The 24,686-nt window shown below is 69.6% G+C and carries 19 protein-coding genes and 2 tRNA genes; 14 read left to right on the forward strand and 7 right to left on the reverse strand.

All coding sequences use genetic code 11. The annotated features are described in order from the left end of the window. Positions 1-5 precede the first annotated feature (5 nt). Both ASF76_RS05095 and ASF76_RS05100 read left to right on the forward strand, forming a co-directional pair. Positions 6-773 carry a fumarylacetoacetate hydrolase family protein gene (locus tag ASF76_RS05095; protein ID WP_055953976.1) on the forward strand — a complete coding sequence of 256 codons (768 nt, stop codon included), beginning with the start codon at positions 6-8 and terminating at the stop codon, positions 771-773. Continuing rightward, entirely contained in the window at positions 766-2,007 is a 1,242-nt protein-coding gene (locus ASF76_RS05100) for an MFS transporter (protein ID WP_055953979.1), read from the forward strand. The genes ASF76_RS05095 and ASF76_RS05100 overlap by 8 nt, the downstream gene beginning before the upstream one ends. A gap of 88 nt (positions 2,008-2,095) precedes the next feature. Here ASF76_RS05100 and ASF76_RS05105 read toward each other — a convergent pair whose 3' ends face one another. Further along, positions 2,096-3,301: an aminotransferase class V-fold PLP-dependent enzyme gene (locus ASF76_RS05105; protein ID WP_082484879.1), complete on the reverse strand. Its 1,206-nt coding sequence runs from the start codon at positions 3,299-3,301 to the stop codon at positions 2,096-2,098. 80 nt (positions 3,302-3,381) lie between these two features. On the opposite strand from ASF76_RS05105, the gene ASF76_RS05110 reads away from it, so the two are divergent. From ASF76_RS05110 to ASF76_RS05125, 4 genes are all read left to right on the forward strand, one after another. Beyond that, positions 3,382-4,338: a LysR family transcriptional regulator gene (locus tag ASF76_RS05110; protein WP_055953982.1), complete on the forward strand. Its 957-nt coding sequence runs from the start codon at positions 3,382-3,384 to the stop codon at positions 4,336-4,338. A gap of 10 nt (positions 4,339-4,348) precedes the next feature. Next, positions 4,349-5,857, forward strand: coding sequence for a glutamate--tRNA ligase (gene gltX, locus ASF76_RS05115; protein WP_055953987.1), 1,509 nt, complete (start codon positions 4,349-4,351; stop codon positions 5,855-5,857). A gap of 460 nt (positions 5,858-6,317) precedes the next feature. Next, positions 6,318-6,389 (forward strand) — tRNA-Gln (locus ASF76_RS05120). Between the two features lie 215 nt (positions 6,390-6,604). After that, positions 6,605-7,291 carry a hypothetical protein gene (locus ASF76_RS05125; protein ID WP_055953991.1) on the forward strand — a complete coding sequence of 229 codons (687 nt, stop codon included), beginning with the start codon at positions 6,605-6,607 and terminating at the stop codon, positions 7,289-7,291. A 145-nt stretch (positions 7,292-7,436) separates the two neighbouring features. On the opposite strand, the gene ASF76_RS05130 is transcribed toward ASF76_RS05125, so the two are convergent. Then, positions 7,437-8,780, reverse strand: a complete 1,344-nt coding sequence (locus ASF76_RS05130; RefSeq protein ID WP_055953994.1) for an APC family permease — start codon at positions 8,778-8,780, stop codon at positions 7,437-7,439. A gap of 131 nt (positions 8,781-8,911) precedes the next feature. After that, on the reverse strand, positions 8,912-10,798 hold the full coding sequence (locus ASF76_RS17010; protein ID WP_156459152.1) for a hypothetical protein: 1,887 nt from the start codon (positions 10,796-10,798) through the stop codon (positions 8,912-8,914). A gap of 351 nt (positions 10,799-11,149) precedes the next feature. Here ASF76_RS17010 and ASF76_RS05140 point away from each other — a divergent pair, with 351 nt between their 5' ends. From ASF76_RS05140 to ASF76_RS05165, 6 genes are all read left to right on the forward strand, one after another. Further along, complete coding sequence (locus ASF76_RS05140; RefSeq protein WP_055954001.1) at positions 11,150-11,359, forward strand: hypothetical protein; 210 nt, start codon at positions 11,150-11,152, stop codon at positions 11,357-11,359. A 78-nt stretch (positions 11,360-11,437) separates the two neighbouring features. Then, the gene (locus ASF76_RS05145) at positions 11,438-11,857 is read left to right on the forward strand and encodes a hypothetical protein (RefSeq protein WP_055954004.1); all 420 of its coding nucleotides are present in this window, start codon (positions 11,438-11,440) and stop codon (positions 11,855-11,857) included. A gap of 493 nt (positions 11,858-12,350) precedes the next feature. Next, positions 12,351-13,133, forward strand: coding sequence for a DeoR/GlpR family DNA-binding transcription regulator (locus tag ASF76_RS05150; RefSeq protein ID WP_055955335.1), 783 nt, complete (start codon positions 12,351-12,353; stop codon positions 13,131-13,133). After that, positions 13,130-14,095 carry a 1-phosphofructokinase family hexose kinase gene (locus tag ASF76_RS05155; RefSeq protein ID WP_055954007.1) on the forward strand — a complete coding sequence of 322 codons (966 nt, stop codon included), beginning with the start codon at positions 13,130-13,132 and terminating at the stop codon, positions 14,093-14,095. The genes ASF76_RS05150 and ASF76_RS05155 overlap by 4 nt, the downstream gene beginning before the upstream one ends. Before the next feature lie 18 nt (positions 14,096-14,113). Beyond that, positions 14,114-16,159 (forward strand): PTS fructose transporter subunit IIABC, encoded by a 2,046-nt coding sequence (locus tag ASF76_RS05160; RefSeq protein WP_055954011.1) that lies wholly within the window; start codon positions 14,114-14,116, stop codon positions 16,157-16,159. Positions 16,160-16,187: 28 nt separating this feature from the next. Beyond that, positions 16,188-16,457 (forward strand): HPr family phosphocarrier protein, encoded by a 270-nt coding sequence (locus ASF76_RS05165; protein WP_055954014.1) that lies wholly within the window; start codon positions 16,188-16,190, stop codon positions 16,455-16,457. A gap of 151 nt (positions 16,458-16,608) precedes the next feature. Here the strand turns inward: ASF76_RS05165 and ASF76_RS05170 are convergent, their stop codons facing one another. Continuing rightward, positions 16,609-17,247, reverse strand: coding sequence for an MBL fold metallo-hydrolase (locus ASF76_RS05170; protein WP_055954017.1), 639 nt, complete (start codon positions 17,245-17,247; stop codon positions 16,609-16,611). Between the two features lie 186 nt (positions 17,248-17,433). Between ASF76_RS05170 and ASF76_RS05175 the strand changes: the two genes are divergently transcribed. Next, positions 17,434-17,509: transfer RNA gene (locus ASF76_RS05175), tRNA-Glu, on the forward strand. A gap of 212 nt (positions 17,510-17,721) precedes the next feature. On the opposite strand, the gene ASF76_RS05180 is transcribed toward ASF76_RS05175, so the two are convergent. The 3 genes from ASF76_RS05180 to ASF76_RS05190 form a co-directional block, all read right to left on the reverse strand. Further along, a complete protein-coding gene (locus ASF76_RS05180) occupies positions 17,722-21,534 on the reverse strand; it encodes an RICIN domain-containing protein (RefSeq protein WP_055954019.1) in 3,813 nt (1,270 codons plus the stop codon). 208 nt (positions 21,535-21,742) lie between these two features. Then, complete coding sequence (locus tag ASF76_RS05185) at positions 21,743-22,801, reverse strand: DUF4349 domain-containing protein (RefSeq protein ID WP_055954023.1); 1,059 nt, start codon at positions 22,799-22,801, stop codon at positions 21,743-21,745. After that, positions 22,798-23,352, reverse strand: coding sequence for an RNA polymerase sigma factor (locus tag ASF76_RS05190; protein ID WP_055954026.1), 555 nt, complete (start codon positions 23,350-23,352; stop codon positions 22,798-22,800). Before ASF76_RS05190 ends, ASF76_RS05185 begins: the two co-directional genes overlap by 4 nt. A gap of 239 nt (positions 23,353-23,591) precedes the next feature. Between ASF76_RS05190 and ASF76_RS05195 the strand changes: the two genes are divergently transcribed. Beyond that, the gene (locus ASF76_RS05195; RefSeq protein WP_055954029.1) at positions 23,592-24,656 is read left to right on the forward strand and encodes a TerC family protein; all 1,065 of its coding nucleotides are present in this window, start codon (positions 23,592-23,594) and stop codon (positions 24,654-24,656) included. The last annotated feature ends 30 nt before the right edge of the window (positions 24,657-24,686 follow it).

Consider the following 24,686-nt stretch of genomic DNA (forward strand, 5'->3'; position numbering starts at 1 on the left):
AACCGGTGAAGATCGCACGATTCAGCCACCAGGATGCAATTCGCTACGGGATCGTCGACGACGGCGAACTCGTCGTGCTCGCCGGCGACCCGATGTTCGCCGGGTTCGACACCACGGGGGAGCGGGTGCCTCTCACCGAGGTGGCTCTGCTCGCCCCGGTCATCCCGCGTTCCAAGGTCGTGTGCATCGGCAAGAACTACCGCGATCACGCCGCCGAGATGGGGAGCGAGGCCCCCGCCGAACCGCTGATGTTCCTCAAGCCCAACACGTCGGTCATCGGCCCGGGTGACGCGATCGTGCGCCCCACGGCACTGAGTTCCCACACCGACTACGAGGGCGAGCTGGCCGTCGTCATCGGCCGCGTCGCCAAGAACGTCCCCGCTGAGCGCGCGAGCGACTACATCCTCGGGTACACCGTCGCCAACGACGTCACGGCGCGCGATCTGCAGCGCAGCGACGGTCAGTGGTCGCGCGCCAAGGGTTTCGACACGTTCTGCCCGGTCGGACCGGTCATCGAGACCGACCTCGATCTCGACGCGGCCGTCATCACAACGCGGGTCAACGGCGAGGTGCGCCAGAACGGCCCCGTGTCCGACATGATCCACGGCATCCCCGCCCTCATCGCCTACGCGTCGGCGGTGTTCACGCTGCTGCCCGGAGACCTGATCCTCACGGGCACTCCCGCGGGCATCGGGTCATTCGACGCGGGTGACACGATCGAGGTCGAGATCGAGGGCATCGGGATCCTGCGCAACACCGCGCGCGATGCCTGACCTCGCGGCGCCCGCGGCGGTCGATGTCGTCGCCGCGCAACGACGCACGGTGCGCGTGCTGGCGGCTGGGCAGGTGCTCAGCGGCGTCGCATTCGGCTCGACGCTGTCGTTGGGGGCCCTGCTGGCCGCCGACCTGTCGGGCGAAGAGTCGCTCTCGGGGTTCGCCACCGCTTCGGTGACCCTCGGTGCAGCCCTGACGGCGATCCCGCTGGCGCGCCTGGCCGCGCGGCGTGGGCGACGGATCGCGCTGACGACCGGCAACGTCGCCGCCCTGAGCGGTATCGCCCTCGTGATCCTGGCCGCTTCGACGCGCGCGTTCCCGCTCCTGCTCGTGGGCATTGCGCTGATCGGCGCGGGCAACGCCGCCACCCTGCAGTCGCGCTTCGCCGCAACCGACCTCTCGACGACGGCCCGGCGCGGCCGCGACCTCGCAACGGTGGTCTGGGCGACCACGGTCGGTGGAGTCGTGGGTCCGCTGCTCCTGGCGCCGGGAGAACTCCTCGGTGCCAGCATCGGCATGCCCCGGCTCACGGGCGCCTACCTCTTCTCGCTCCTCGCCCAGGCATGCGCGTTCGCACTGTACGTTCTGGTCCTGCGCCCCGACCCGCTGCTGCTCGCGCAACGGCTCGACCGCGAGAGGGCGCCGACAGCCCGGGCCTCGCCCGAGATCGATCGACCTCGCATCGCCCGCTTCGCGATGCTCGCGGTCGCAGCGTCCCACGTCACGATGGCGGCCGTGATGGCGATGACCCCGGTGCATCTCGCCCACATCGTGGCACCGGATGCCGTGACCGTCGCCGTGGGAGTCACGATCTCGCTGCACGTGTTCGGGATGTACGGGCTGTCTCCGGTGTTCGGCATCCTCGCTGATCGCGTCGGTCGCATCCCCGTGATCCTGCTGGGCCAGGTGCTTCTGGCGGTGGCCCTCACGGTCGCGTCGACCGCCGCGGACTCGCAGACCGGCGTCCTCATCGCGCTACTGCTTCTCGGCCTCGGCTGGAGCGCGGCGACCGTCGCCGGTTCGGCCCTGCTCACCGAAGCGACGCCGCTCGCTGCTCGCCCTCGGCGTCAGGGACACAGCGACACGCTGATGACCGGGTCCGCCGCCGTCGGGTCGGTGCTCGCAGGGCTCATCCTGGGCCTCAACGGGTACGGCGGTCTCGCGCTCTGGGCGTTCGTGCCGATCGCTGTCGTGTGCGCGGGCGCGGTCTTCGTGCGCTCGCGTCCAGCGTGACAAACGCGTCCGTTGCCAGACTCGCGGCTGGGGTGAGATACGCATCCGGCGTGAGACGCGCGCCTGATCCGGGGATTCTTCCGACGGGTCAGATCGAGTAGCTCAACGCGCCGACGCGGTGCGCGGAGTCCGGCGCGACGGTGCCCTCGGCTCCGCTCAGGTGGAGCACGCCGACAACGTCGCCCGCTCCCTCCGCAGCATGCGCTCGACCCGCGCCGAGCACGCCACTCGCACCGCGCGCTCCGACAGCACCACCCGCGCCCAACGCCTCGAGCGCCCTATTCACGTCGGCGTCGTCGTTGAACACGTGGAACGCGACCCGCGCCCGACCCGCTCGGCCCGACGCCGTGATGCCGTGTGCCGTCAGTCGCGCCAGTGCCTCACCCGTGGCATCCGGCCACGTGACGATCGCGGACGGACGCGTCGGGTGGGCGAGGCCCAGTCCCGCACGGAAACGCGCCGCGAGGCCCGTCGCGTGGGCATGCAGTTCGGTGATGTCGGCGTCGGCGAACATCTCGAGCGCGGGGGCGGCGCCGACGAAGGCCTGCCACGCGGGCGAGACGTCGAAGCGACGGGCATCGGAGGCGAGCGGCCCCCCGGTGCCGTAGCACGACGACCATGGATCGTCGCCCGAGTACCACCCCGCCTGTACGGGACGCAGGGTCGCGGCGAAGGACGGGGTCACGGTCAGGAAGCCCACGCCGCGAGGGCAGCACAGCCACTTGTACGCGTGGCAGACGGTCGCATCGAACAGCGTCGCGTCGACCGGCAGCCAGCCCGCGGCCTGGGTCAGGTCGCAGAGCGTGCGGGCGCCTGCGCGGGTCGCCGCGGCGGCGATGCCGGCGGCGTCCGCCACCTCGCCCGTCGCCGACTGCACGAGCGAGAACGCCACGAGCGAGGTGTCGCTCGTCACGGCGTCGGCGAGGTGGGCGAGTGGCGCCGTGCGCAGGCGGATGCCGCGCCCGGCGTGCACGAACGGTGCGACCAGCGACGAGAAGTCACCCTCGGGGCACAGAACCTCAGCGCCTTCGGGCAGGGAGGCGGCGATGAGCGACACCATCACCGAGGTCTGCGATGCGATGGCCACGTCACCGACGGGGGAGTGGACCAGACGTGCGTAGGCCGAGCGGGCGTCTTCGACGGCGCGCGACGCTGCGGCGATATCGGGGCGACCGGATGCCGCGGCGTCCAGATCTGCGCGGACGGCGCGCACGGTCCCGCGCGCGGGGATGCCGAGCGTGCACGCGGCGAGGTAGTCGCGGCCGCCGGTGAAGTGCGATGCGAGGGTGCTCATGGATCCAGGTTCGCGCGAGCGAGCTCATTGCACCAGGACAGGTGTTGCATGAGAATCATCGTCTCTGCTTATGTATCGGGGTGACGGATGCCGACGACGACCTCGACGCCCACTCCCTGCGAGTCGTGAAGGCGATCTCCGACGCGGGGTCGATCACGGCCGCGGCTCGTCTGCTCGGCTACAGCCAGCCCGCCGTGAGCCAACAGCTGCGCCGCCTGGAACGCCGCGCGGGCATGCCCATCGTCGAGCGCGTCGGCCGGGGCGTGCGCCTGACCGAAGCCGGCCGGGTTCTCGCGCGGCACGCCGCGGCGGTGACGACGGCATTGGATGCCGCGGCGGGCGACCTCGCCGAACTCCGGGGACTCCGCGCGGGACGTGTGCGCATCGCTGCCTTCCCCTCGGCGTCGTCGACGGTCGTGCCGCGCGTGATCGCGGCAATGACGGCGCGCCGGCCCGGCGTGTCGATCAGCTTCGTCGAGGCCGAGCCCCCCGAGGCCATCGTCGCCGTGCGCGAGGACCGCGCCGACATCGCCCTCACCTACAGCTACCCCGGAGACCGCCGCGAGCTCGACCTCGCGGCCACGGGACTCGCCATTCGCACGGTCGGCGGCGATGACACGGTGCTCGTGCTCCCCGTCGACCACCCGGCCGCCGAAGGCCCGATCGACCTGTCGCGCCTGGCGGGGGAGAGGTGGATCGCCGGATGCCCGCAGTGCCGCGGCCACCTGCTCGAGGCGTGCGCGCGCGCCGGGTTCGTACCCGACATCGCGTTCGAGACCGACAACTACATCGCGGTCGAGAACCTCGTCGCGCAGGGCGTGGGCGTGGCCATCCTGCCGCGCATGGCCGTGGCATCCATGCCCCTGCTGTCGGGCATCGCCGTGCCCCGCCTGCCGGATGCCGAGGCTCGGACCCTGCACGTCGTCACCGCCCGCGGGGCCGAGAACGTGCCGGCGGTGGGAGTGGCCCTCGACGCCGTGACCGACGTGCTCGCCGACTATCCCCACCCCTCGGGGCGCGCAGCGCGCCGCCGGTAGGATCAAGGGGATGTCTGCCACGCCCGATCCCCGCACCACGACCGCCTCCGGCGCCGACGTTCGCGTCCGCTTCTGCCCGTCTCCGACGGGCCTGCCGCACGTAGGTCTCATCCGCACCGTCCTGTTCAACTGGGCCTACGCCCGGCACAACGGCGGCAAACTCGTCTTCCGTATCGAAGACACCGACGCCGCTCGCGACAGTGAAGAGAGCTATCAGCAGCTGCTCGACGCGCTGCGGTGGATGAAAATCGACTGGGACGAGGGCGTCGAGGTCGGCGGCCCCCACGCGCCCTACCGCCAGTCGCAGCGCCACGAGCTGTACCGCGAGGTGCTCGACGAGCTCGTCGCTGCGGGAGCGGTGTACGAGAGCTACTCGACCGCCGAAGAGATCGACGCCCGCAACGAGGCGAACGGACGCGCGAAGCAGCTCGGCTACGACAACCACGACCGCGAGCTGACCGACGAGCAGAAGGCCGCCTTCCGCGCCGAGGGCCGGCAGCCCGCATGGCGCCTGCGCGTTCCCGACCACGACCTGAGCTACGACGACCTGATTCGCGGCGAGGTCACCTTCCCGGCCGGCTCCTTCCCCGACTTCGTGCTCGTGCGCGCCGGCGGAGTGCCCCTCTACCCGTTCGTGAACCCGGTCGATGACGCGCTCATGGGCATCACCCACGTCATCCGCGGCGAAGACCTCATGCCCTCCACGGCCCGGCAGCTCGCGTTGTACTCGGCCCTGGTGGATGCCGGGGTGACGACCTTCATCCCGCGCTTCGGTCACATGCCGCTGGTGCTGGGCGAGACGGGGAACAAGAAACTTTCCAAGCGCGACCCGCAGGCCGACCTCTTCCTGCAGCGCGAGAAGGGCTTCATTCACGAGGGGCTGCTGAACTACCTCTCGCTCCTCGGCTGGTCGCTCGCGAGCGACCGCGACGTGTTCTCGCTCGACGAGATGATCGCCGCGTTCGACATCTCCGACGTCAACCCCAACCCCGCCCGCTTCGACCAGAAGAAGGCCGAGGCGATCAACGGCGACCACATCCGCCTGCTGGATGCCGACGACTTCGCCGCCCGGATCGTCCCCTACCTCTCGGGCGCCGGGTTCATCGCCGAAGAGCCGTCGGCCGAGCACCGTGCGATCATCGCCCAGGCGGCCCCCCTCGTGCAGGAGCGCGTGCAGTTGCTGGGCGAGGTGCCGGGCATGCTCGGATTCCTTTTCGTCTCCGACGTGGAGTACGCCGACGACGCGATGAAGGGGCTCCCGGCGAACGCGGCCGAGGTGCTCACGGCATCCGTCCGCGCCCTGGAAGGTGTTGACGACTTCACCGCCGACGGTGTGCAGGAAGCCCTGTCGACGGCTCTCGTCGACGAGATGGGTCTCAAGCCCCGCGTCGCCTACGGCCCGCCCCGCGTCGCGCTGACCGGTCGCCGGGTGTCGCCGCCGCTGTTCGAGTCGATGGAGCTGCTCGGCAAGGACGAGACGCTGCGACGACTCAACGCACTGGTGGCCCACCTGGGCTGAGCCGGGTCCTCGCAGAATCCCGACCGGAGGCTGCGAGGATCGCGGTGTTTGAGCGGGCCGTGCGTGGGCGGAGCGGACGCGACGGCGCTCGGTCAGGCGCGTGCGACGCTGGGTCGGCGGCGTGCGACGCTGGGTCGGGCGCACGCGACGCTCGGTCGGGCGCGTGCGAGGCTGGGTCGGGCGCTTACGAGCTGGGTCGGGCGCACACGAGCTGGGTCGTGCGCACACGAGGCTGGGTCGTGCGCACACGACGCTCGGCGGGGCGCATGCGACTATCGGCCGGGCGCACGCGATCCTCGCAGCAGCGCGCGACCCTCGCAGACCCTGCCGAGCAAGCTGCGGGTATCGCGCGTCCCAGCGAGATCCGGCTTGGCGTGACGCGCACGGACGGGCCCCGATTTTGCTCACCCCGGCATCTCACGTAAGCTTGTCCCTCGGCACGAGTTCCGGCTCAGCGCCTTGGGGTATGGTGTAATTGGCAACACGGCGGTTTCTGGTTCCGTTGTTCTTGGTTCGAGTCCAGGTACCCCAGCAAGTCTCAGTAGCTGTACGCGCACGAGAATCTCTCCCTCCTTCGGAAATCGTCCGGGGGAGGTTCTGATTTTTGGCGGCTCTCGCCGGCGAGCGACCGCCACTGGCGAGGTCTCCTTCGGGGCCTTCTTCTGCGCGCCCACGGCTCTTCCTTCAGGACGGCGGCCCCGTTCCGCCCGGGTGGCGGCGCGCGCCGCGTCGTGTTAGGCAGGACGCATGACGTCCACCGCCCCGTCGCCCCCGCGCGAGTCGCCGAGCGCGCGAGCGAGGCGCAAGAACCGCCTGCTGACCGCGATCACGCTGGGGATCGCCGCAATCGTCTGCGCGGTGGTGGGCCTGGGTGCGTACGCCATGACGAACTCGTGGTGGACGGAGGAGACACCCGTCGCGTCGGCCGACCAACAGCTCCCCGACGGCCAGTCGCGGTTCGACCAGGCGGGCCAGGACTTCTTCAATCGACAGGGTCTGGTGACCATCGATCTGGGCGCGCCGGCCCCGGCCGCCGCTCTCGGCCTCCCCGGGGACGGCTCCACGACCGTCGAGACGCTCGTTCCCCTTCCCGTCGAGGTGCGGGGTAGCGATGGCGACCTCCGCTTCAGCGGAGTGATGCGATTTTCCCTCGACACGACGGACGGTGTGCTCGCCCGGGTCGCCGTCGTGTCGGCATCCTCGGGCTCATGGACGGGCATCTCCGCTGATCTCCGCGGGCGCGCGGGGGAATGGGGATGGTCGGATGCCGATATCGCGACCCTCGAAGACCAGGTCGGCGCAGCGGCGCGGAGAGAGGGCGTCGCGACGACGATGAGCCTCCCCACGGTGACCTCCGCCGGCGTCGACATCGGCGGCGAAGTGACGGTGACGGCGGCGGGTGCGCTCGAGCTGGTCTACGTCCTCTCCCGCTGACCGGGGCGCCCCGACGGCATCCCGGCCCGTCCGGTTCGGTGGTGTGCGGATCGCGGCCCACTGTAACGCGGGACTCCGCGCAGTGGGCCGACCCCCGCGGCATCCCGTTGACGCCCTTCTGAATCGATTTCGTGCGGCATCCCGCTCAATGCGACGCGGCGCGGCGCTCGGCACGCCAACGCCCCGCCCGCGCAACCAGGAACAGCACCGATCCGACCGCGATGTAACCGAGCGCGCCGAGCCAGACGATGCCCGTCTGCTGCGTGAGCAGCACGATGCTCGCGATGATCGCCAGCACGGGGACGACGCGGGGGACGCGGAAGTGCTCGTGCGCCACCTCGTCTTTCTTCAGCACCAGCACGCTGACGTTCGCCGCGAGGAACACCAGGAGCAGCAGCAGAACCGTCGTCTCGGCCAGGGTGGCGACGTCGCCGACGAACGAGAGGGCGATCGTCGCGGCGCCCACCACCACGATCGAGACCCACGGCGTGCGGCGCCGCGGCAACACGCGCGAGAAGGCGTGGGGGAGCAGGCCCGACTCGGCGAGTCCGAATCCGACGCGGCTGGCCATGACCATGAACAGCAGTGCGCCGTTGGCGATCGCGACGAGCGCGATCGTGCCGAACAACCACGCCGGGATCGCGACACCGCTGGCGGCGACCACGTCGAGCAACGGTCCGGTGGACTCGGCCAATTGTGCGGGCGGCAGGACGATCACGGCGCCGAGGGCGATGAGCAGGTACACCACCGCCGCGGTGGCGATCGCCCCGAACAGGGCGCGCGGGTACGTGCGCGACGGGTTCTTGACCTCCTCTGCCATGTTCGCCGCCGCTTCGAACCCGAGGAACGAGAAGAACGCGATGACCGAGGCGGCGAAGGCGCCCTGCAGCGGGGGCACGTCGGGCGCGAACTCGAAGATGCGCGCCGGTTCGCCCCCTCCGCTGCCGAAGACCATCGCGGCTACCACGATGACGATGACGAGACCGGTGACCTCGATCACGGATGCCACCAGGTTCGCCCCGAGCGACTCGCGAACACCGCGCAGGTTGATGAGCGTGAGGATTGTGATGAACGCGATCGCGGTGGGGATGGGCGGGATGTCCACCAGCGCAGCGAGATAGTCGCCGGCGAAGGCGTTCGCCAGCGACGCCGCCGTCGTGATGCCGGAGGCCATCATGAGGAAGCCGACCAGGAACGAGACGTACGGGATGCCGAAGGCCCGCTCGGCGTATCGGGCGGCACCACCGGCGTGGGGGTACTTCGTGATGAGCTCGGCATACGTGCCGGCCGTCAGCAGCGCCACGACGAGCGCGATGAGCAGCGGGAGCCAGATCACCCCGCCGACGTCGGTCGCCATCGAACCGACGAGCGTGTAGATGCCGGCGCCGAGCGTGTCGCCGACGATGAAGGCGAAGAGCAGCGGTCCCGTGACGACGCGCTTGAGCTTGCCGGAGTCGGCCGGGGAAGACGCGGTGGTTTCCGTGGACATCCGTCAAGTTCACCCGCACCGGGGGTGGCGGCGCAAGCCCGGACGTTCCGGCCGGCGTCCGCGCGCCCTGTGGGGTAGTACCACGCCCGTCGCCCCCGCGTCATCCGCGGAGGCGACGGACGCGCGGCCGATCACCCGATGGCGGCGGTGGCGGTGCTGGTCTGAGGCAGGGTGGTGTAGCCCGCCTTGGTACCGGTGACCCGGACGGTGATGCGCTTGCCCTTATCTGCAGAGGTGAGCTTGCACATGCTGGCGGTGGCGCCGGAGATCGCCACGCCGTTCCGCAGCCACTGGTGGCTGAGGGTCACCGGCGCGGGCGCCCACGTGCCGGCTTTCGCGGTCAGCGTGGACCCCACCTTCGTCGTTCCCGTGATGGTGGGCTTGGCCCCGGTCAGGGTGCCGTTCGCGACCACGGCCGACGTGCTGGTCGATGCCTTCGAGGTGTAACCGCTCTTCGTGCCCGTCACTGCGACCGACAGTCGGGTTCCGACATCGGCGGCGACGGGGGTGTAGCTCGCCGACGTGGCGCCCGAGATCGACGCACCGCCGCGAAGCCACTGATAGGTGAACGTCACGGGGGACGGTCCCCATGCACCCGGCGCGACGGTCACCGTCTTGCCGACGGCCGGCGCCCCGCTGAGCGTCGGGGTGGCCGAGGTGAGCACGCCCTTGGCGACGACGGCCGTCGGTGCGCTGGTCTTGCGTGCCCCGGAGTAGCCGGGCTTGCTCGCGGTGACCGCGACGGTGATCTGCGCCCCCGCATCGGCGGGGCTGACCGTGTAGGTCGATGACTTCGCCCCGGAGATGTAGGTGCCGCCGCCTCGCATCCACTGGTAGGTGAGGGTGGTGCCCTCGTCCCAGGTTCCCGGGTTCGCCGTGAGCGTGGAGCCCACCTGGGCGGTGCCGGTGATCTTCGGGGTCGGCATGAGGGTGAGGAGGGGGAGTTGGTAGGTGCTGAGTTTCATCACGTAGTCGCCGACGCTGAAGTTCCAGCCGCCGACCTGGATGAAGTAGGTCTTGCCGGGTTCGACGGCGAAGTCGACGAACGCCTTCGACTCGTCGTACGGGCCAGGTCCAAAGCTGTCGTTGCTCTCCTGTTGCCCCGAGCAGGATAGGCGTGATGTGGGAGTTGTGCCGTCTGTTGCCCATACGACGGCATCCGCGGCGTGATAGCTGTCGCGGAGGTCGACTCGGACTCCGGTCGTACTGGTCGCGACGTATTTGTACCAACGCGTCCCCAACATCGTGGCGAAACCGCCGTCGCACCGCCCGGTATACGGGGTGTACCAGTTGTTGTCCACCTTCGAGATCGACCCGGCTACCGTGCTCGGCGCCGATACGGAAGTGGCGGTCGAGGGGGAGAGGTTCGAGATCGGTGCACTTCCGCGGATCCACAGCGACGCCGTTCCCGGCGAGGTCTCGGACGAGATGTCGTCGGTCACCTGGAAGAGGTAGGTGACTCCGGCCTGCGCCTGGAGGTGGTTCTCGTCTCGGAAGCCACCTTCTGTGCAGCTGATGCGGGTGAGATCACTCATCCCTGCGGCGGCATAGGCGATGACCATGCTGTACGCCGAGCCGACCTCGCCACCAAACGACAGGGTCTGAGTGACCGGCGAGGTGAAGGGATACCAGATAGAACGATCGCCGTGCGTGAAGTACTCAGTCGAGTCAGGATCCGTTGTCCGGCATGTCGCCGGCTCACCCGCCTCCAGGGTGGCGCCGACATACGGCTGCCCGCTGGTTTGGAACGGCAGCGACGACACCTTCGTCGCATTCGCGAGCATGTCGTTGGCGGGCGCCGCGGCAGCCGAAAACAGACGATTCGGTGAGACCGGTGCCGAACGCTCTGCCGGCGACTGTTCCCGCTCCTCCGGTGTGTGCCAGCGTCCGGCCGTGGTGGATGAGTCCTGATCGACGGGGTTCGCCGCGGCGTTCGCGGCGGTCCCCCCGACCAGTCCGATCGCCACGACGAGCGATAGAGCACAGGCCAGCGATTTTCTGGCGCGATGAATGGACACGATGATTCACCCCCTGTAGACCGCGCTCGCACGCGGGTCGTCGTCAGTGCCCGGCCCGCGCGACACCACCCCAAGCCCCCATGGAGCAGCGACACACGACTGTCTACGACCACCGGAACCGGCGCCGCAACAGAATGATCAGGCGCGGCGCTCCCCGATCCCCCAGGACTGCGCTCATCGAAGCACGGCCGCCGGGGCGGGGCAACTGATCCCGGCCCCGCGGGGAAGGGCGGGCGTCGTGCGCCGCGGGCCCCCGCGCGCAGTGACCGAGCCCTCAGCAGCGCGGCGTACCGCGGTCACCGATCGAACCCCGGCCCGTCCGAGAACACCCACCGGGGCGACAATGGACGCATGGGACTCTTCGTACAGCGACCAGAGGAACCGAGCGAGTGGGCGGGCCTACCGGGGGAGCCTGCGCGCCCGCGCACGAAAGCCGAGCTGCTGCCCGATGACGATCGTCCGATTGCGTCGCCGACCGGTCTGCTCGGGATCGGCAACGACTCCACGACCTCGATCGCGATCCCGTTGGGCCATTCCGTTGAGGCGGCCGACGGCGACTGAGCACGGGGGAGCGGACGACACGGCTCCACCTCCGCGCGGTGGCAATGCGGCGGGATAGCATCCCGGAAGGAGGTCCTCGTGAAGCGCATCAGCATCGTCGTCCTGGCTGCGGCCCTGCCGTTGCTGATCGCCGGCTGCACCCCGACGGCATCCGGGGGCCCATCGACCGCGGATCCGGCGGCGTCGACCGCTCCGTCGCCCTCCGGGATGGATCAGATGCTGCCGCCGACCACCGTCGCGCCGGACGACCTCGAGGGCACAGACGTCCGTGTCATCCGGGGCACCTCACTCGTGCTCGCCGTGCCCGAGGGCAGCGAAGCGGAGTGGAGAGGGACGACCGCAGACGTCGCCGTCGCGGAGTTCTCCGCCGGCGGACCGTCGGAGGGTGCCGTCTTCCGGCCCGGATTCATCGTGCGTGAGGTGGGCACCACCGCGGCCACCGTCACGGGTCCCGACGGCGCCACGGTCTCGTTCACGATCACGGTTTCCGAGTACTGACCGCCGGCGCGGCGTGCGCGGCGTGCTGACCACTGACGCGGCGTGTCGACCGCCGACGTGGCGTGGCGTGCTGACCGCTGACGCGGCGTGCCGACCGCCGACATGGCGCCCTGAACCCTGACGTCGCGTGCACCTTAGGAGGGCGGCGCCGTCGGTCGGAACGGCGTCTCGCCGCGAGGGTGAAGTTTCTTCGCCGCGCTCGCCATGCCGGGACTGCTCACCTACCCGTCCAGCGCGCCCGGGGGACGGCTCGCCTACCCGCCCTGCGCCCGGGGGATGGCTCGCACCTATCCGACCAGCGCGCCAGGGACGGCTCGCCTACCTGCCCAGCGCCCGGGGATGGTCGGCGATCCCCCTATTCGGTGCAGGGGTCGCCCTCCCGCGCCGCGCGGAGCGGAGAGGTCGTCCTCGACCACCGCCGGCCGATCTTCGCGCGACTGTTGCTCTGTGTGGTTTCGTGTTGTATCGTGTGGGAATCTTCGAAGGGGATCCCGTGTACGCAATGGAGCGCCAGCAGCTCATCGAGCGCGAACTGCGAGACGTCGGACGCGTCAGCGTCGTCGACCTCGCCCGCCGCTTCGACGTCACGACCGAGACCGTCCGACGCGATCTCGACCGCCTCGAGGGCACCGGCTCGCTGCGCCGCGTGCACGGCGGTGCGGTCAGCACCGATCGGGCGAGCACCGCCGAGTCGACGCTCACCGAGCGTCGCGACCGTCAGGGCGATGCCAAGCGCGCGATCGCCGCCGAAGCCGCGAGCCTGCTCGGCGCGTCATTCCGCGGCTCGATCTTTTTCGACGGCGGCACCACCCCCGCCGCCGTGGCGGCGATGCTGCCCGAGACGCTCGGAACGGGCGGCGGCGTCGAGGTCGTCACGCACTCCCTCGAAGCGGCGCATCTGCTCGCGGGCGAGGAGCAGCTTTCGCTCACCACGATCGGCGGCCGCGTGCGCGGCGTCACCGCGGCCGCGGTCGGTGCGCACACCGTCGGTGCCATCGCGCAGCTGCGCCCCGACATCGCCTTCGTGGGCACCAACGGACTCAGCGCCGGCTTCGGCCTGAGCACCCCCGACCCCGAGGAGGCGGCCGTCAAAGCCGCCATCATCCAGTCGGCTCGTCGCGTCGTCCTCGTGGCCGACGCGGCCAAATTCGGAGAGGAACTGCTCGTGCGCTTCGCCCGACTCGACGAGATCGACGTTCTCGTCACCGATGCGGCCCCGCCCGCAGCCCTGGCGGAAGCCCTCGCCGACGCCGACGTCGAGGTGCGTGTCGCATGATCGTCACCGTCACCGCCAACCCATCGGCCGACCGCGCCGTCGTGCTCTCGGACGCCCTCGCCCCCGGCGAAGTGCAGCGCGCCCTGTCGTCCCGTGAAGACGCGGGCGGCAAGGGTGTCAACGTCGCCCGTGTCGTGTCCGCCGCGGGCGCTCCCGCACGTGCCGTCGTGCCCGTGAACGCGCACGATCCGTACCGGATGCTGCTGGAAGACACCGGCATCGCCCTGCAGACCGTCGAGGTCGCCGGCCGTGCACGCGCCAACCTCACCATCACCGATCCGTCGGGCGAGACCACCAAGCTGAACCTGCCGGGCGCCGAACTCACGGCCGCCGAGGCCGAGGCGCTCGTCGCCGGAGTCGTCGCCGCGGCCGAGGGAGCCACCTGGCTCGTGCTGGCCGGCTCCCTGCCGCCGGGCGTTCCTGCGACGTTCTACGCCGATCTGGTCGGTGCCGTCCGCGCACGCTGGGGGGCGGCAGCTCCCCGTATAGCGGTCGACGCGTCGGGTGCCGCTCTCGCCGCCGTCGTCGAGACCGCTCGCCCCGACCTGATCAAGCCCAACCACGAAGAACTCGCCGAACTCGTGGGCGAAGACGCGGCGTCCGACGCCGACGTCCTCGCGGAAGCCGCTCGGCGCGCCCGGGCCCTGGTGCCCGGCCGCGTGGCATCCGCTCTCGTCACCCTCGGAGCCGACGGCGCCCTGCTGTTCACGGCTGACGGCGACTGGCGCGGACGCGCCCCCAAGATCCAGGTCGCCAGCACTGTCGGCGCGGGTGACAGCTCGCTCGCCGGCTACCTGCTGGCCGACCTCGAGGGGGCCACGGCCCCCGACCGCCTCGCGCGCAGCATCGCCTACGGCGCCGCGGCCGCGACCCTGCCGGGGACCCAGGCCCCGACACCCGACGACTTGCCCACCGCATCCATCGTCGTCACCGACTTCGCCACCCCCATCGCTACATCCTGACCACGGAGGTCATCGACAATGTCCGACATCATCACGCCGGAGCTCGTCACACTCGACGTGCCCCTGGGTACCGACAAGCAGTCGGTGATCCGCGCCCTCGCCGAGCGCGTCGTCGCGCAGGGCCGCGCGACGAGCGCTCAAGAACTGTTCGACGACGCATGGGCCCGAGAGCAGAAGGATGAGACCGGCCTGCCCGGCGGCATCGGCATCCCGCACGCGCGCAGCGCCTCGGTCACCGAGCCCACGCTCGCCTTCGCACGCCTGACCCCGGGCGTGGACTTCGGCGCTCCGGACGGTCCCGCCGACATCGTGTTCCTCATCGCCGCCCCCTCGGGTGCCGACGAGGCCCACCTGTCGGTGCTGTCGCAGCTCGCCCGCAGCCTCATGAAGAACGACTTCATGTCGGGCCTTCGTGCCGCGCAGGCGCCCGCAGACGCGGTGCGCATCATCACGGATGCCATCACGCCGGCGCCCGAGCCCGCTGCTGCTGCCCCCGCCGCCGCCGCCGTGCCCGCCGCCACCCGCGCCGACGCCCGCACCGCCACCAAGACGAAGAAGATCGTCGCCGTCACCGCCTGCGCCACCGGCATCGCCCACACCTTCATGGCCGCCGACGCGCTCACAGCGGCCGGCGCCGAAGCCGACGGCGTCGAGCTGATCGTCGAGCCGCAGGGCTCCAGCGGCTACAAGGCCCTGCCGCAGAGCGTCATCGACGAGGCCGACGCCGTGATCTTCGCGGTCGACGTCGACGTGCGCGAACCTCAGCGCTTCGCCGGCAAGCCGGTCGTCCGCTCCGGCGTCAAGCGCGGTATCGAGCAGCCGAAGCAGCTCATCGCCGAGGCTCTCGCCGCCAGCGAGAACCCGAACGCCGCCCGAGTTCCCGGCAGCGGCGCCGCGGCATCCGCCTCCGACGTGCCGGTCGCCCAGCAGTCGGTCGGCCGCCGCATCCAGCGCTGGCTTCTGACCGGTGTCAGCTACATGATCCCGTTCGTCGCCGGTGGCGGTCTGCTCATCGCCCTCGGGTTCCTGCTCGCTGGCTATCGGGTGACCGACGACGCGGCCAACGTCATCATCCAGAACTCCCTCTGGGATCTGCCGGAGGGCGGACTGGGCCAGTACCTCGGCTCGGTCGCGTTCATGATCGGCGCGACGTCGATGGGCTTCCTCGTCGCCGTCCTCGCGGGCTTCATCGCCTACGCGATCGCCGATCGCCCCGGCATCGCGCCCGGTTTCGTCGCCGGTGCCGTGGCCGTGCTCATGAACGCCGGCTTCATCGGCGGCATCATCGGAGGGCTCCTCGCCGGCTTCATCGCCTGGTGGCTCGGCCGCTTCAACGCGCCTCGCTGGCTCCGCGGCCTCATGCCGGTGGTCATCGTTCCCTTCCTCGGCTCGATCTTCGCCTCGGGTCTGATGATCCTTTTCCTCGGTCGCCCGATCGCCTCGCTCATGGCCGCGCTCACCGAGGGCCTGACCGGACTCGCCGCCAGCGGCGCCGGCGCCATCGTGCTCGGTGTGATCCTCGGTCTCATGATGTGCTTCGACCTCGGTGGCCCCGTCAACAAGGTCGCCTACGTCTTCGCTACGACCGGCCTCGCCGCCGCGACCCAGACGAACACCACTCCGTACCTGATCATGGCCGCGGTCATGGCCGCCGGAATGGTGCCCCCGCTCGCGATGGCGCTCGCCTCTACGGTCCTCTCGCGCGGACGGTTCACCCCGGTCGAGCGCGAGAACGGTGCGGCCGCCTGGCTGCTGGGTGCCTCGTTCATCTCCGAGGGCGCGATTCCCTTCGCCGCGGCCGACCCGCTGCGCGTCATCCCTGCCTCGATGGTGGGCGGCGCGATCACCGGTGGGTTGAGCATGCTGATCGGCGTGCAGTCCTACGCACCTCACGGCGGCATCTTCGTGCTGTTCGCCATCAACCCGGTGTGGGGTTTCCCGCTCGCGATCATTGTGGGTACGGTCGTGACGGCGCTCATCGTCGTCGCCCTCAAGGGCATCGGTCGCACTCCGAAGGATGCCTCCGTCGCCGAGACCGCTCCCGCGGCCACGGTCGCCGCATAAGACCCCCGTCGAATCGAGAGGATTCACCATGGCAGAACGTCAGGCCACCATCGCCAGCAGCTCGGGACTCCACGCCCGCCCCGCGAAACTCTTCGTGCAGGCCGTGCAGGAGAAGAAGATCCCCGTCACGATCTCGGCCGACGGCGGTGCCGACCTCAACGCCGGCAGCATTCTGTCGCTCATGGGTCTCGGCGCCGGCCACGGTACCGTCGTGACGCTCAAGGCCGAGGGTGAGGGTGCCGAGCAGGCGCTCGACGAGCTCGTCGCCCTTCTCGAGACCGACCTCGACGCGCAGTAAGCACTCCGCATCAGAACACCGGATGCCACGGGCCCCCAGGGCTCGTGGCATCCGGTGTTTCCGCGTTCGGGGCCTGGCAGGGGTGTCTGCGCGGGAGCACCAGGAACTCGCGGTGGGAGCGGGAACGGAGCTTCCGCCGAGGACGTGCCGATCAGACGTCTACGGTGTCGCCGGGCTTGAGGTCGACGAACGAGCCGCCGTTCTGTTCTACGGCCCACGTCAGGCGCGCGTCGCCCATCTGCTTTCCCGCGACGGACAGCGTCATGTCGTGGGTGGCGAAGACGCGCTCCGGCTTGACCGTGAGGACGTAGTCGATCGCGTCGCCGATCTTCAGCCACGGGGCGCCGACCGGGGCGGCCAGCAGCGTCACCTTTACGTGCTTGGGGACGGTGTACGAGTCACCGGGGTAGTAGAACGCGTCATTCACGAGCACGCCGACGTTGTCGACCACCGGGATCGACTCGTGGATCACGGCGTGCTCGCCGCCCGAGAACTCGAGGTGGAACGGCCCGAGGTCGAGCCGGTCACCGGGGTGCACGGCGGTCACCTCGAACCCCGCGGCGGCGTGGGCGACCCCCTCGGGCCCGTAGATCGGGACTCCGGGGTGCGCCTTGAGCAGGCGGGTGAGGTGCTCGGGCGTCCAGTGATCGGGATGCTCATGTGTGAGGACGATTCCGACCAGACCGACGAGGTCCTCGATCGGCGAGGTGAAGCTGCCGGGATCGATGACGAGCGAGTGGCCGGATTCGACGAGGACGAGGGCGGCGTGTTCGTGCTTCGTGAGGCGCATGATCCGAGTCAACTCTTCCTGCGGGGAGCGCGGCAACCGCTGGCGCTGCGGGTGAACAGCGTCTATCGCCTCTTCCGTCGGCACCCGGTTCGCGGTACCGTGCTGAGACACGCCCGAGATTTCGACGGTTCCACCTCGATTTTGCGTGCGCGCCAATCGTGATGCATACTTGAACGGTTGTGACGCGGCCCCATCGTATAGCGGCCTAGTACGCTGCCCTCTCACGGCGGTAACGCGGGTTCGAATCCCGCTGGGGTCACCAACGACAAGAGGCTCCGACCGAATGGTCGGGGCCTTTTTGTCGTTAGGGTGCCGTAGCTGGATGAGGAGCCGCGTGAGCGAGTTGGGCGCCACCCCCGGAGTCTCCGCGCGCCGCGAAGCGGCGTGTGGAGGGGGCGGAAGGAAGAATCCCGCTGGGGCCACTAAGACCAAGGGGGCACCGACCATATGGTCGGTGCCCCCTTAGTCTGTGGGTCAGTTCGCGCAGGTGGTGGCAGGGAAGGGGACCGCCGCGTTGAGCGGAGTGCGCCCGTCCGCGGTCGCCGAGACCGTCACGGTGCCCGCGGGAATGGATGCCTTCCGGGTCGTGAAGGACGCCGAGCTGGATTTCGTCGGCTGGATGCCCACACCGCTCTTGGAGCCGTACGCGGTCGTCCATCCCACCGTGGCCGTCGCGGTGTCCGCGTTCTTGGAGACCACGTAGAGGGTGACCTTGCCCGCGACGCAGCGCGGCGTCACGGTCGTCTGCACGTTCACCGGCGCCAGCGCATCGACGAAGGTCACCGTGTAGGTGCGGCTTGCTCGAGCGTTCGCGGCGGTCACCACGATCGTCGCGACGGGCGATGCGGACGTCGGCGGGGTGATGGCCGCCGTGGCATCCCGGTCGGTGGGGATGGCGACGACGCTCGGCAATCCGCTGGCGGGTTTTGCGACGCGGTAGTCCGCCGTGTCGGGCGAGAAACCGTCGATCGGGGTGCCCCCCAGCCGCAGTGCGGCGAGTGTTGCCGTGTCGGCGGAATCCGCGATCTTACCGAGGATCTCCACCTCGCCCACCTTGGTGAAGTACCCGCCCGCGGAGTATGTCAGCGCCAGGCGCACACCGGTCGTCCGGGGGAGGCTCGACAGATCGAGCGTCGTGGGTACTCCGGGTGTGGTCTGGATCTGAGTGGTCGAGACCCCGGAGTTCGTCCACTTCCCGTCCGTGCTGAGGTACTGCACCGCGATGCCGGCCACCGGTGACTCCGCGGCACCGTTCGAGCCCGTGCCGACGAAGAAGTCGAGCGAGTTCAGCGTGTACGGACGGTCGAAGGTGTAGCTCAACCACGGGTCGCGATCTGCGCCGGCCTCGGGCTTCCAGTTCGACCAGACCGTTCCGCGGTCGCCGTCACGAGTGTTCTCGGCGGTGTACTGCGCCTTCTCCGTGAAGGACGCGTCGACTCGGGTGGCAGGCAGTCGCGCGATGTTCGCGTCGGTCGCTGTGACGACGATGACGTTCAGCGTTGCGGGGATGGTCGTCGAGCCGGACAGGGTCTTCGCGGCACCCGTCACCGTGACGACGCCGGTCCGCGTGAGAGCGTTCGGGTCGACGGAAGACCAGTCCCAGGTGACCGCCGTCGGGTGAACGGTCGCCGAGGCTCCGATGCGCGCATCGACGACGGAGGGCGCCTGCGCGACGAGACGCTGAAGGGAGCTGCCCACCGGCACGGTCATCGAGGCGGGGTCGGTGATCGTGAACTCGCCGACCTCGACGGTCGACGTGACGTCGAAAGCGGTGCCGTACGCGTCGGTCGCGGACCCCGTGACGACGACGGTTCCCGGCGTGTTCCACACGGAGGCGTCGGGCAGTCGCCACGACACCGGCGCGGGCTGACCACTTCCCCACCGGTAGGCGGGAATCGCGGTGGCGGGCAGGGTGGGTGCGCGTCCGACCGGCGTCGCGGAGGTCAGAGCGGTGGCGGAGGAGACTGCCAGGTCGCGCAGGGTCCATGCCTGATTGGTCCCGTTGTTGGAATCCCAGAGAGCGAGGGCGGTGCCGTCGGTCGTGGCTCCGCCCGGCACCTCGAGGGCCTGCACCCCCGCCTTGTTGACCAAGGAGAAGTGCGTGCCGTCGGTGGTGTTCAGGATCCAGATCGCGGAGGGGTCGCTTTTCGCCCGCGCGACCGAGAGCTCCGCGGTCGTGCGGACACCCGAGGAGTCGCCGACGAGAACTGCCCCGTCGCTGCTGCTGAGCACGTAGGCGCGGTCCGTCGGTCGAGTGGATGCCGCGGCCACGGCCGTGAAGGTCCATTTCTGTGCCGACGCGGCTGCTGTCGAATCGATCGCGATCGCCGAGCCGGCGGCGCGCGCGGCGATCGGCTTGCCCGAGCCCTGCCCGACGAGCTGGTAGGTGTGCCCGTCGATGGCGGACGCAGCGTCGGCCGAGACACCGGACACGCCGGTCACGACGAAGGTCGTGACCGAGCGGGCGGGGACCTCGAGCGTCGCGCTGCGGGTGCCCGCGTCGACGGCGACATCTTGTGCACTGTCGTGCACCAGCGTGTTCGCGGTGGTCGAACCGTCGGACGGAGCCTGAGTGGTCACGAACTTCTGCACGGTCGCGCCGCGGGCGATGTCGCCGAAGCCGCGGAGATCGAGCTTCACCGTGGTGCTCGCCGAGTCGCTGTTGGTGTAGACCACCCGCAGGCTCTTGTCGGTGGGTCGAATCGCTGCCGTGGCTTTGAGGGAGTCGGTGGCGATGACCGAGTCGCCGGCCTGGATGAAGTGCGTGTAGTTCTTCAACATGTTGAACTTCGAGTTCGTGGCGAGCTCGCAGGCGGGGACGTCGGCGCGCACGTGGCCGTTGGCGTCGACGCCGCCGTAGAGACGGTCGACGCGACGTTCCGAAGCGAACACCGTCGACCCGTCGGCGCGCGTGAAGGTCTGGCAATCGAAGTCGATGAAGATCGAGCCCCAGTTCAGGTTCTCGCCTCCCGTCGACGGCGGCTGTTCCATGTTGTAGTAGTCCTCGACGGGCTGCCACAGAACCCACGAGTTCGGCTCGTAGTGGGCCATCTGATAGTTCATGCGATCGGCGAAGTTGATCGCGTTGGTGAAGTCGTAGGGGTCGTATCCGGTGCCGGAGTAGTCGCCTTCGAACTCGCTCTGCATCAGTGGCTTGTCGAAGCTCTTGGCGATGTCGCGGATCCAGGCGGCGCGGCTCTGGTCGCCGTATCCGTGGGTGTTGATCTGACCGAGCGCGTCGCGCCAGATGTCGACGTTCTGCTTGTACCCATTACCGCCGTTGTCGGAGCCGAGGTAGTCGGAGGAGAACGTCTGCGAGCTGGAGGCATCCATGGCCGAGACGCGGTTCTTGCCCTCGCGGGTGGTCAACCCCTGAGCGTCGAGCGCTTCGCGCAGATCGCGGATGAGCCGCGCTTGCTGGTCGGGCTTGACCGACATGCCCTCCTGACGCGCCTTCGGGCTGTCGGTGGTTCCGTCGGTCGCCCAACAGTTGGGGCAGTCGTTCGGCTCATTCAGTGGTTCGACCGTGTCGGGGGTGATGCCGTACTCGTCGGAGAGGTATTTGGTCACGCGGGCGATGTATTTCGCGAACTTCTCGGTCGCGTTCGTGGTCGACCCGGTCTCGGTGCCGTCTCCCGCGAGCTGGTCGTCGGAGCTCCCTCGCCAGTGGCCCGAGACGTACCCGGAATTGGTGAGGAAGTACGGTGCAGAGTTCGAGAAGAACTCCCAGTTCTTCACCTGCTGATCGGCTTGAAGCTTCGACAGCCACCACCGCTGCGACGCGTCGGCGGTGAAGTCGTAGTTGGCATCGTTGTCGGGGTCCCACTGGTCGAGGAGCTCACCGCGCGCGTCGTACGACGTGGGTGATCCGCCGTAAAGGCCAGCCTCCCCCGTGGGGTCTTGAGCCCACCACCCCTCGACGGCGGCCCCCGGCCGGAGGTAGTCGGTGGTGTCCGACGCGTTGCCCCCGCCGATGTTGTAGCGGACCGTCTGCAGGTCCAGTCCAGCGTCGCTGAAGAGCAGGTTGTAGAAGTCGTCTGCCAGCTTTCTGGCATCCGGATCGTCCGACAGCGCGTAGCGCCCCGCCGCGTTGGCGAACCACGCGAGGCTCGTGCCCCACCCGGTGAAAGGGGTGTGTTCGTACCAGGGATTCGGGGTGATGACCGTCGTCGATGTGGTCTGGGCGGCGGCGGCGGTCGGCACGGCCGCGGCGACGGGTTGCACCGACGTGCTCGTCAGAACCGCCACCGTTACCGCGCTCACCGCGAGAGGGAGAAGTTTTCGCATCGGGGGTCTCCTCATCGAGACTGCTCAAGTCGGCCGATGTTGACGTGAACATCGGATTGTTGTGTCTACGATAACCGATCGTCAGCGGCATTTCGCGTTGTATGCGCGAAGAGACCCGATGTTTGATCGGGCGCGCCGCCCTGAGCCTCATGCGCCGTCAGCGCTGTCCGCTGCCCTGTCGGCGCGAACGCACCATTCCGAGCCGAGGTCAGCGTCCGCGCGCCGCGCGCCGCCGCCGCACCGCACGCCGTACGCCCCACACCACAGCCCACGCGAGCCCGGCCACCACGATCCACGGCAGCAAGAACCCCACGCCGATGACGACCCCGTTCAGCGTCGCGACGAGACCGTTCCAGCCAGCGCCGAGGCCGTCGCCGAAGCCGGCGGGGTCGGCGGTGACGGATGCCGAGCGCTCGGTCAGCTGCACACTCAGCGACGACAGGGCCACCTGCGACTCGATCGACTGCAGCACCTGCCGGTCGCTGTCGAGCTGAGCCTGCCGTTCGGCCAGCGCCGACTCGGCGGTGATGAGGTCGGCGACCGATGCCGCCTGACCCATGAGCTCCGTCAGACGCGCGACGGATGCCTCACCGGCGGCGACCCGCGCACGCAGGTCGACGGTCTGCTCGGTCACGTCCGAGCGGTTCACGCTGGTCGCCGTCACGTCTCCGATGTCGCGAAGGCCGTCCATGACAGAGGTCAGCGACTCGGCAGGGACGCGCACGGTGATCCAGCCGGAGGATGCCGTGGCAGGCGTCGCCGCGGAACCGTCGATCGGGATCCCGACCATGCCGCCACCGAGCTGCGACGACTCGACGTAACCGCCGACCGCGGCCGCGGCCGAGGTGACCGCATCGATCGCCGCGGGCACGTCGTCGACCTCGACCGTGCTGGAGCCGGTGGCGACGATGTCGCGCGTTGCTGCGTCGCGCGACGCAGATGCTTCGGGCAGCGCGCTGGAACCGGCAGCATCCTGCCCCGGGACGGCTTCGACGCTGCCCTGGTCGGACTGCCCCGCGAAGTCCGGCGCGCTCTCCGCCCCGCTCGCACCGATCACGGTCGACCCGCCGGCTCCCTGCGTCGACGTCAACGCCGGACCGACCACGGCCGCGACCACGACGACCGCAGCGGCGGCACCGACACCCGTCCAGACGTTGCGGCGACGGCGTCGCACGCGGTGGCGCTCATCGGCGATCCGTCCGAGAACGGCGAACTCCATGGCATCCACTCGCTCGGCGGACAGTGAGGGCAGTGCGGGGGTGGTCATGGCGTCTCCGTCTCCATCGCGCTGGCACGCACCCGGGAACGGATGCGGGAGAGGCGGTTTCGCACCGCACCGTGCGACACGCCCAGCGACGCCGCCGCGGCCTCGTAGCCGTAGCCCTCGGCGGCGCACAGCCGGAAGATCTCGCGATCCAGCTCGCTCAACCGCTCCACGGCGGCGAGGATGGCCGCCACCGTCTGTGCCTCGACGACCTGCGCCTCGACGTCGACGGCGGCGGGGATCTGCTCGTCGAGCTGCGTGTGCGAGCCGTGCCGGCGCCGGGCGCGCAGACGGTTCTGCGCCTGGAACCGGCACACCGTCGCCAGCCACGGCAGCAGCGACGCGCCCTCGAGGCGCAGGGAGGGGATCTTCTTCCAGGCGACCACGAAGGTGTCCTGCACGATGTCTTCCGCATCGGTGGCATCGCCGACGAGTCCGAACGCCACCCAGTACACCGGGCGCACGTACGCGCGGTACAGCTCGCGGAACGCTCCCTCGGAGCCGCCGGCCGCGCGCGCGACCAGCGCCCTGTCGTCGATCACGTCGTCGGTCATGGCATCCGTTCCACTCCTCGGGCGGGCTGTCGTGAGCACTCTCTCACTGAGAAGTGTCTCGCCGCGGCGGATCGTCTCACGCCGGTTCCATCGGCGCTGTCGACGGTCGACTGCAACGGCGGCGCGCAGCGGGAGGGCACGGGCGCGACGTCCGCAACGGGCGAAGTAGTTACATAAGCCGACGGACCGCCCCGTCGGGTCGATAAACTCGAGCGTTTCCCCCGACGAAAGGCCCTGCGATGGAGCTGCAGCTCGACCCGCTCTTCCAGACGATCACCCTGGTGGTGCTCGTACTGATCCTGGTCGCGGACCTGCTGATCATCCTGAAGCGCCCGCACATCCCCTCGCCGAAGGAATCCACCCTGTGGGTGGTGTTCTACGTCACCCTCGCTCTCATCTTCGCGGGCGTGATGTGGATCGTCGCCGGGGGAGAGGTGGCGGGGCAGTTCGTCGCCGGCTGGCTGACGGAGTACAGCCTGTCGATCGACAATCTGTTCGTCTTCGTGCTGATCATGGGGCAGTTCGCGGTGCCCCGCCGGTATCAGCAGGAGGTGCTGATGGTGGGCATCATCATCGCGCTGGTGCTGCGCGGCGCGTTCATCCTGGTCGGCGCGACGATCATCGAGAACTTCAGCCCGATCTTCTACCTGTTCGGTCTGTTCCTGATCTACACCGCGATCCGGCAGGCGTTCCCCGGCGGCGATCACGACGACGACACGCAGAAAGAGAACCTCATCGTGCGGACGCTGCGTCGCGTCCTGCCGATGAGCGACGCGTACGACGGCAAGAAGGTCATCACGCGTATCAACGGCAAGAAGCTGTTCACGCCGATGATCATCGTCTTCGTCGCGATCGGCGTCACCGACCTGTTGTTCGCGATCGACTCCATCCCCGCGATCTTCGGCATCACCCAGAGCCCGTTCATCGTCTTCACCGCGAACCTCTTCGCCCTGATGGGTCTGCGTCAGCTGTACTTCCTGCTCGGCGACCTGCTCGACCGCCTGAAGTACCTGCACTACGGCATCGCCTTCATCCTGGCCTTCATCGGCGTGAAGCTGATCCTGCACGCGATGCACGTCAACGAACTGCCGTTCCTCAACGGCGGCGAGTCGATCGAGTGGGCGCCGGAGATCTCGACGTGGGTCTCGCTCGCCGTGATCATCCTGTCGATGGCTGTCGCGACGGTCGCCAGCCTGATCGCCGCCCGTCGCGAGCCCGCGGCCGTCGGCGCACAGGATGCCGCGGCCGAGGTCGCCGACGAGAAGGGCACCCCCTCGACGGTGGAGCACCCCGACCGCGACTGACGAGCGGTGCCCCAGGAGGGCGAGGTACGG

Source organism: Microbacterium sp. Leaf151 (assembly GCF_001424225.1).
In the GTDB taxonomy this organism is placed as follows: Bacteria; Actinomycetota; Actinomycetes; order Actinomycetales; family Microbacteriaceae; genus Microbacterium.

Excerpts from the sequence above, each read along its gene's own strand:
- ASF76_RS05165 (WP_055954014.1), top strand. The coding sequence starts at position 16,188 with ATGGCAGAACGTCAGGCCACCATCGCCAGCAGCTCGGGACTCCACGCC.
- ASF76_RS05190 (WP_055954026.1), bottom strand. The coding sequence starts at position 23,352 with ATGACCGACGACGTGATCGACGACAGGGCGCTGGTCGCGCGCGCGGCC.
- ASF76_RS05180 (WP_055954019.1), bottom strand. The coding sequence starts at position 21,534 with ATGCGAAAACTTCTCCCTCTCGCGGTGAGCGCGGTAACGGTGGCGGTT.
- ASF76_RS05105 (WP_082484879.1), bottom strand. The coding sequence starts at position 3,301 with ATGAGCACCCTCGCATCGCACTTCACCGGCGGCCGCGACTACCTCGCC.
- ASF76_RS05160 (WP_055954011.1), top strand. The coding sequence starts at position 14,114 with ATGTCCGACATCATCACGCCGGAGCTCGTCACACTCGACGTGCCCCTG.
- gltX (WP_055953987.1), top strand. The coding sequence starts at position 4,349 with ATGTCTGCCACGCCCGATCCCCGCACCACGACCGCCTCCGGCGCCGAC.
- ASF76_RS05140 (WP_055954001.1), top strand. The coding sequence starts at position 11,150 with ATGGGACTCTTCGTACAGCGACCAGAGGAACCGAGCGAGTGGGCGGGC.
- ASF76_RS05130 (WP_055953994.1), bottom strand. The coding sequence starts at position 8,780 with ATGTCCACGGAAACCACCGCGTCTTCCCCGGCCGACTCCGGCAAGCTC.
- ASF76_RS05195 (WP_055954029.1), top strand. The coding sequence starts at position 23,592 with ATGGAGCTGCAGCTCGACCCGCTCTTCCAGACGATCACCCTGGTGGTG.
- ASF76_RS05155 (WP_055954007.1), top strand. The coding sequence starts at position 13,130 with ATGATCGTCACCGTCACCGCCAACCCATCGGCCGACCGCGCCGTCGTG.
- ASF76_RS05100 (WP_055953979.1), top strand. The coding sequence starts at position 766 with ATGCCTGACCTCGCGGCGCCCGCGGCGGTCGATGTCGTCGCCGCGCAA.
- ASF76_RS05170 (WP_055954017.1), bottom strand. The coding sequence starts at position 17,247 with ATGCGCCTCACGAAGCACGAACACGCCGCCCTCGTCCTCGTCGAATCC.
- ASF76_RS05185 (WP_055954023.1), bottom strand. The coding sequence starts at position 22,801 with ATGACCACCCCCGCACTGCCCTCACTGTCCGCCGAGCGAGTGGATGCC.
- ASF76_RS05125 (WP_055953991.1), top strand. The coding sequence starts at position 6,605 with ATGACGTCCACCGCCCCGTCGCCCCCGCGCGAGTCGCCGAGCGCGCGA.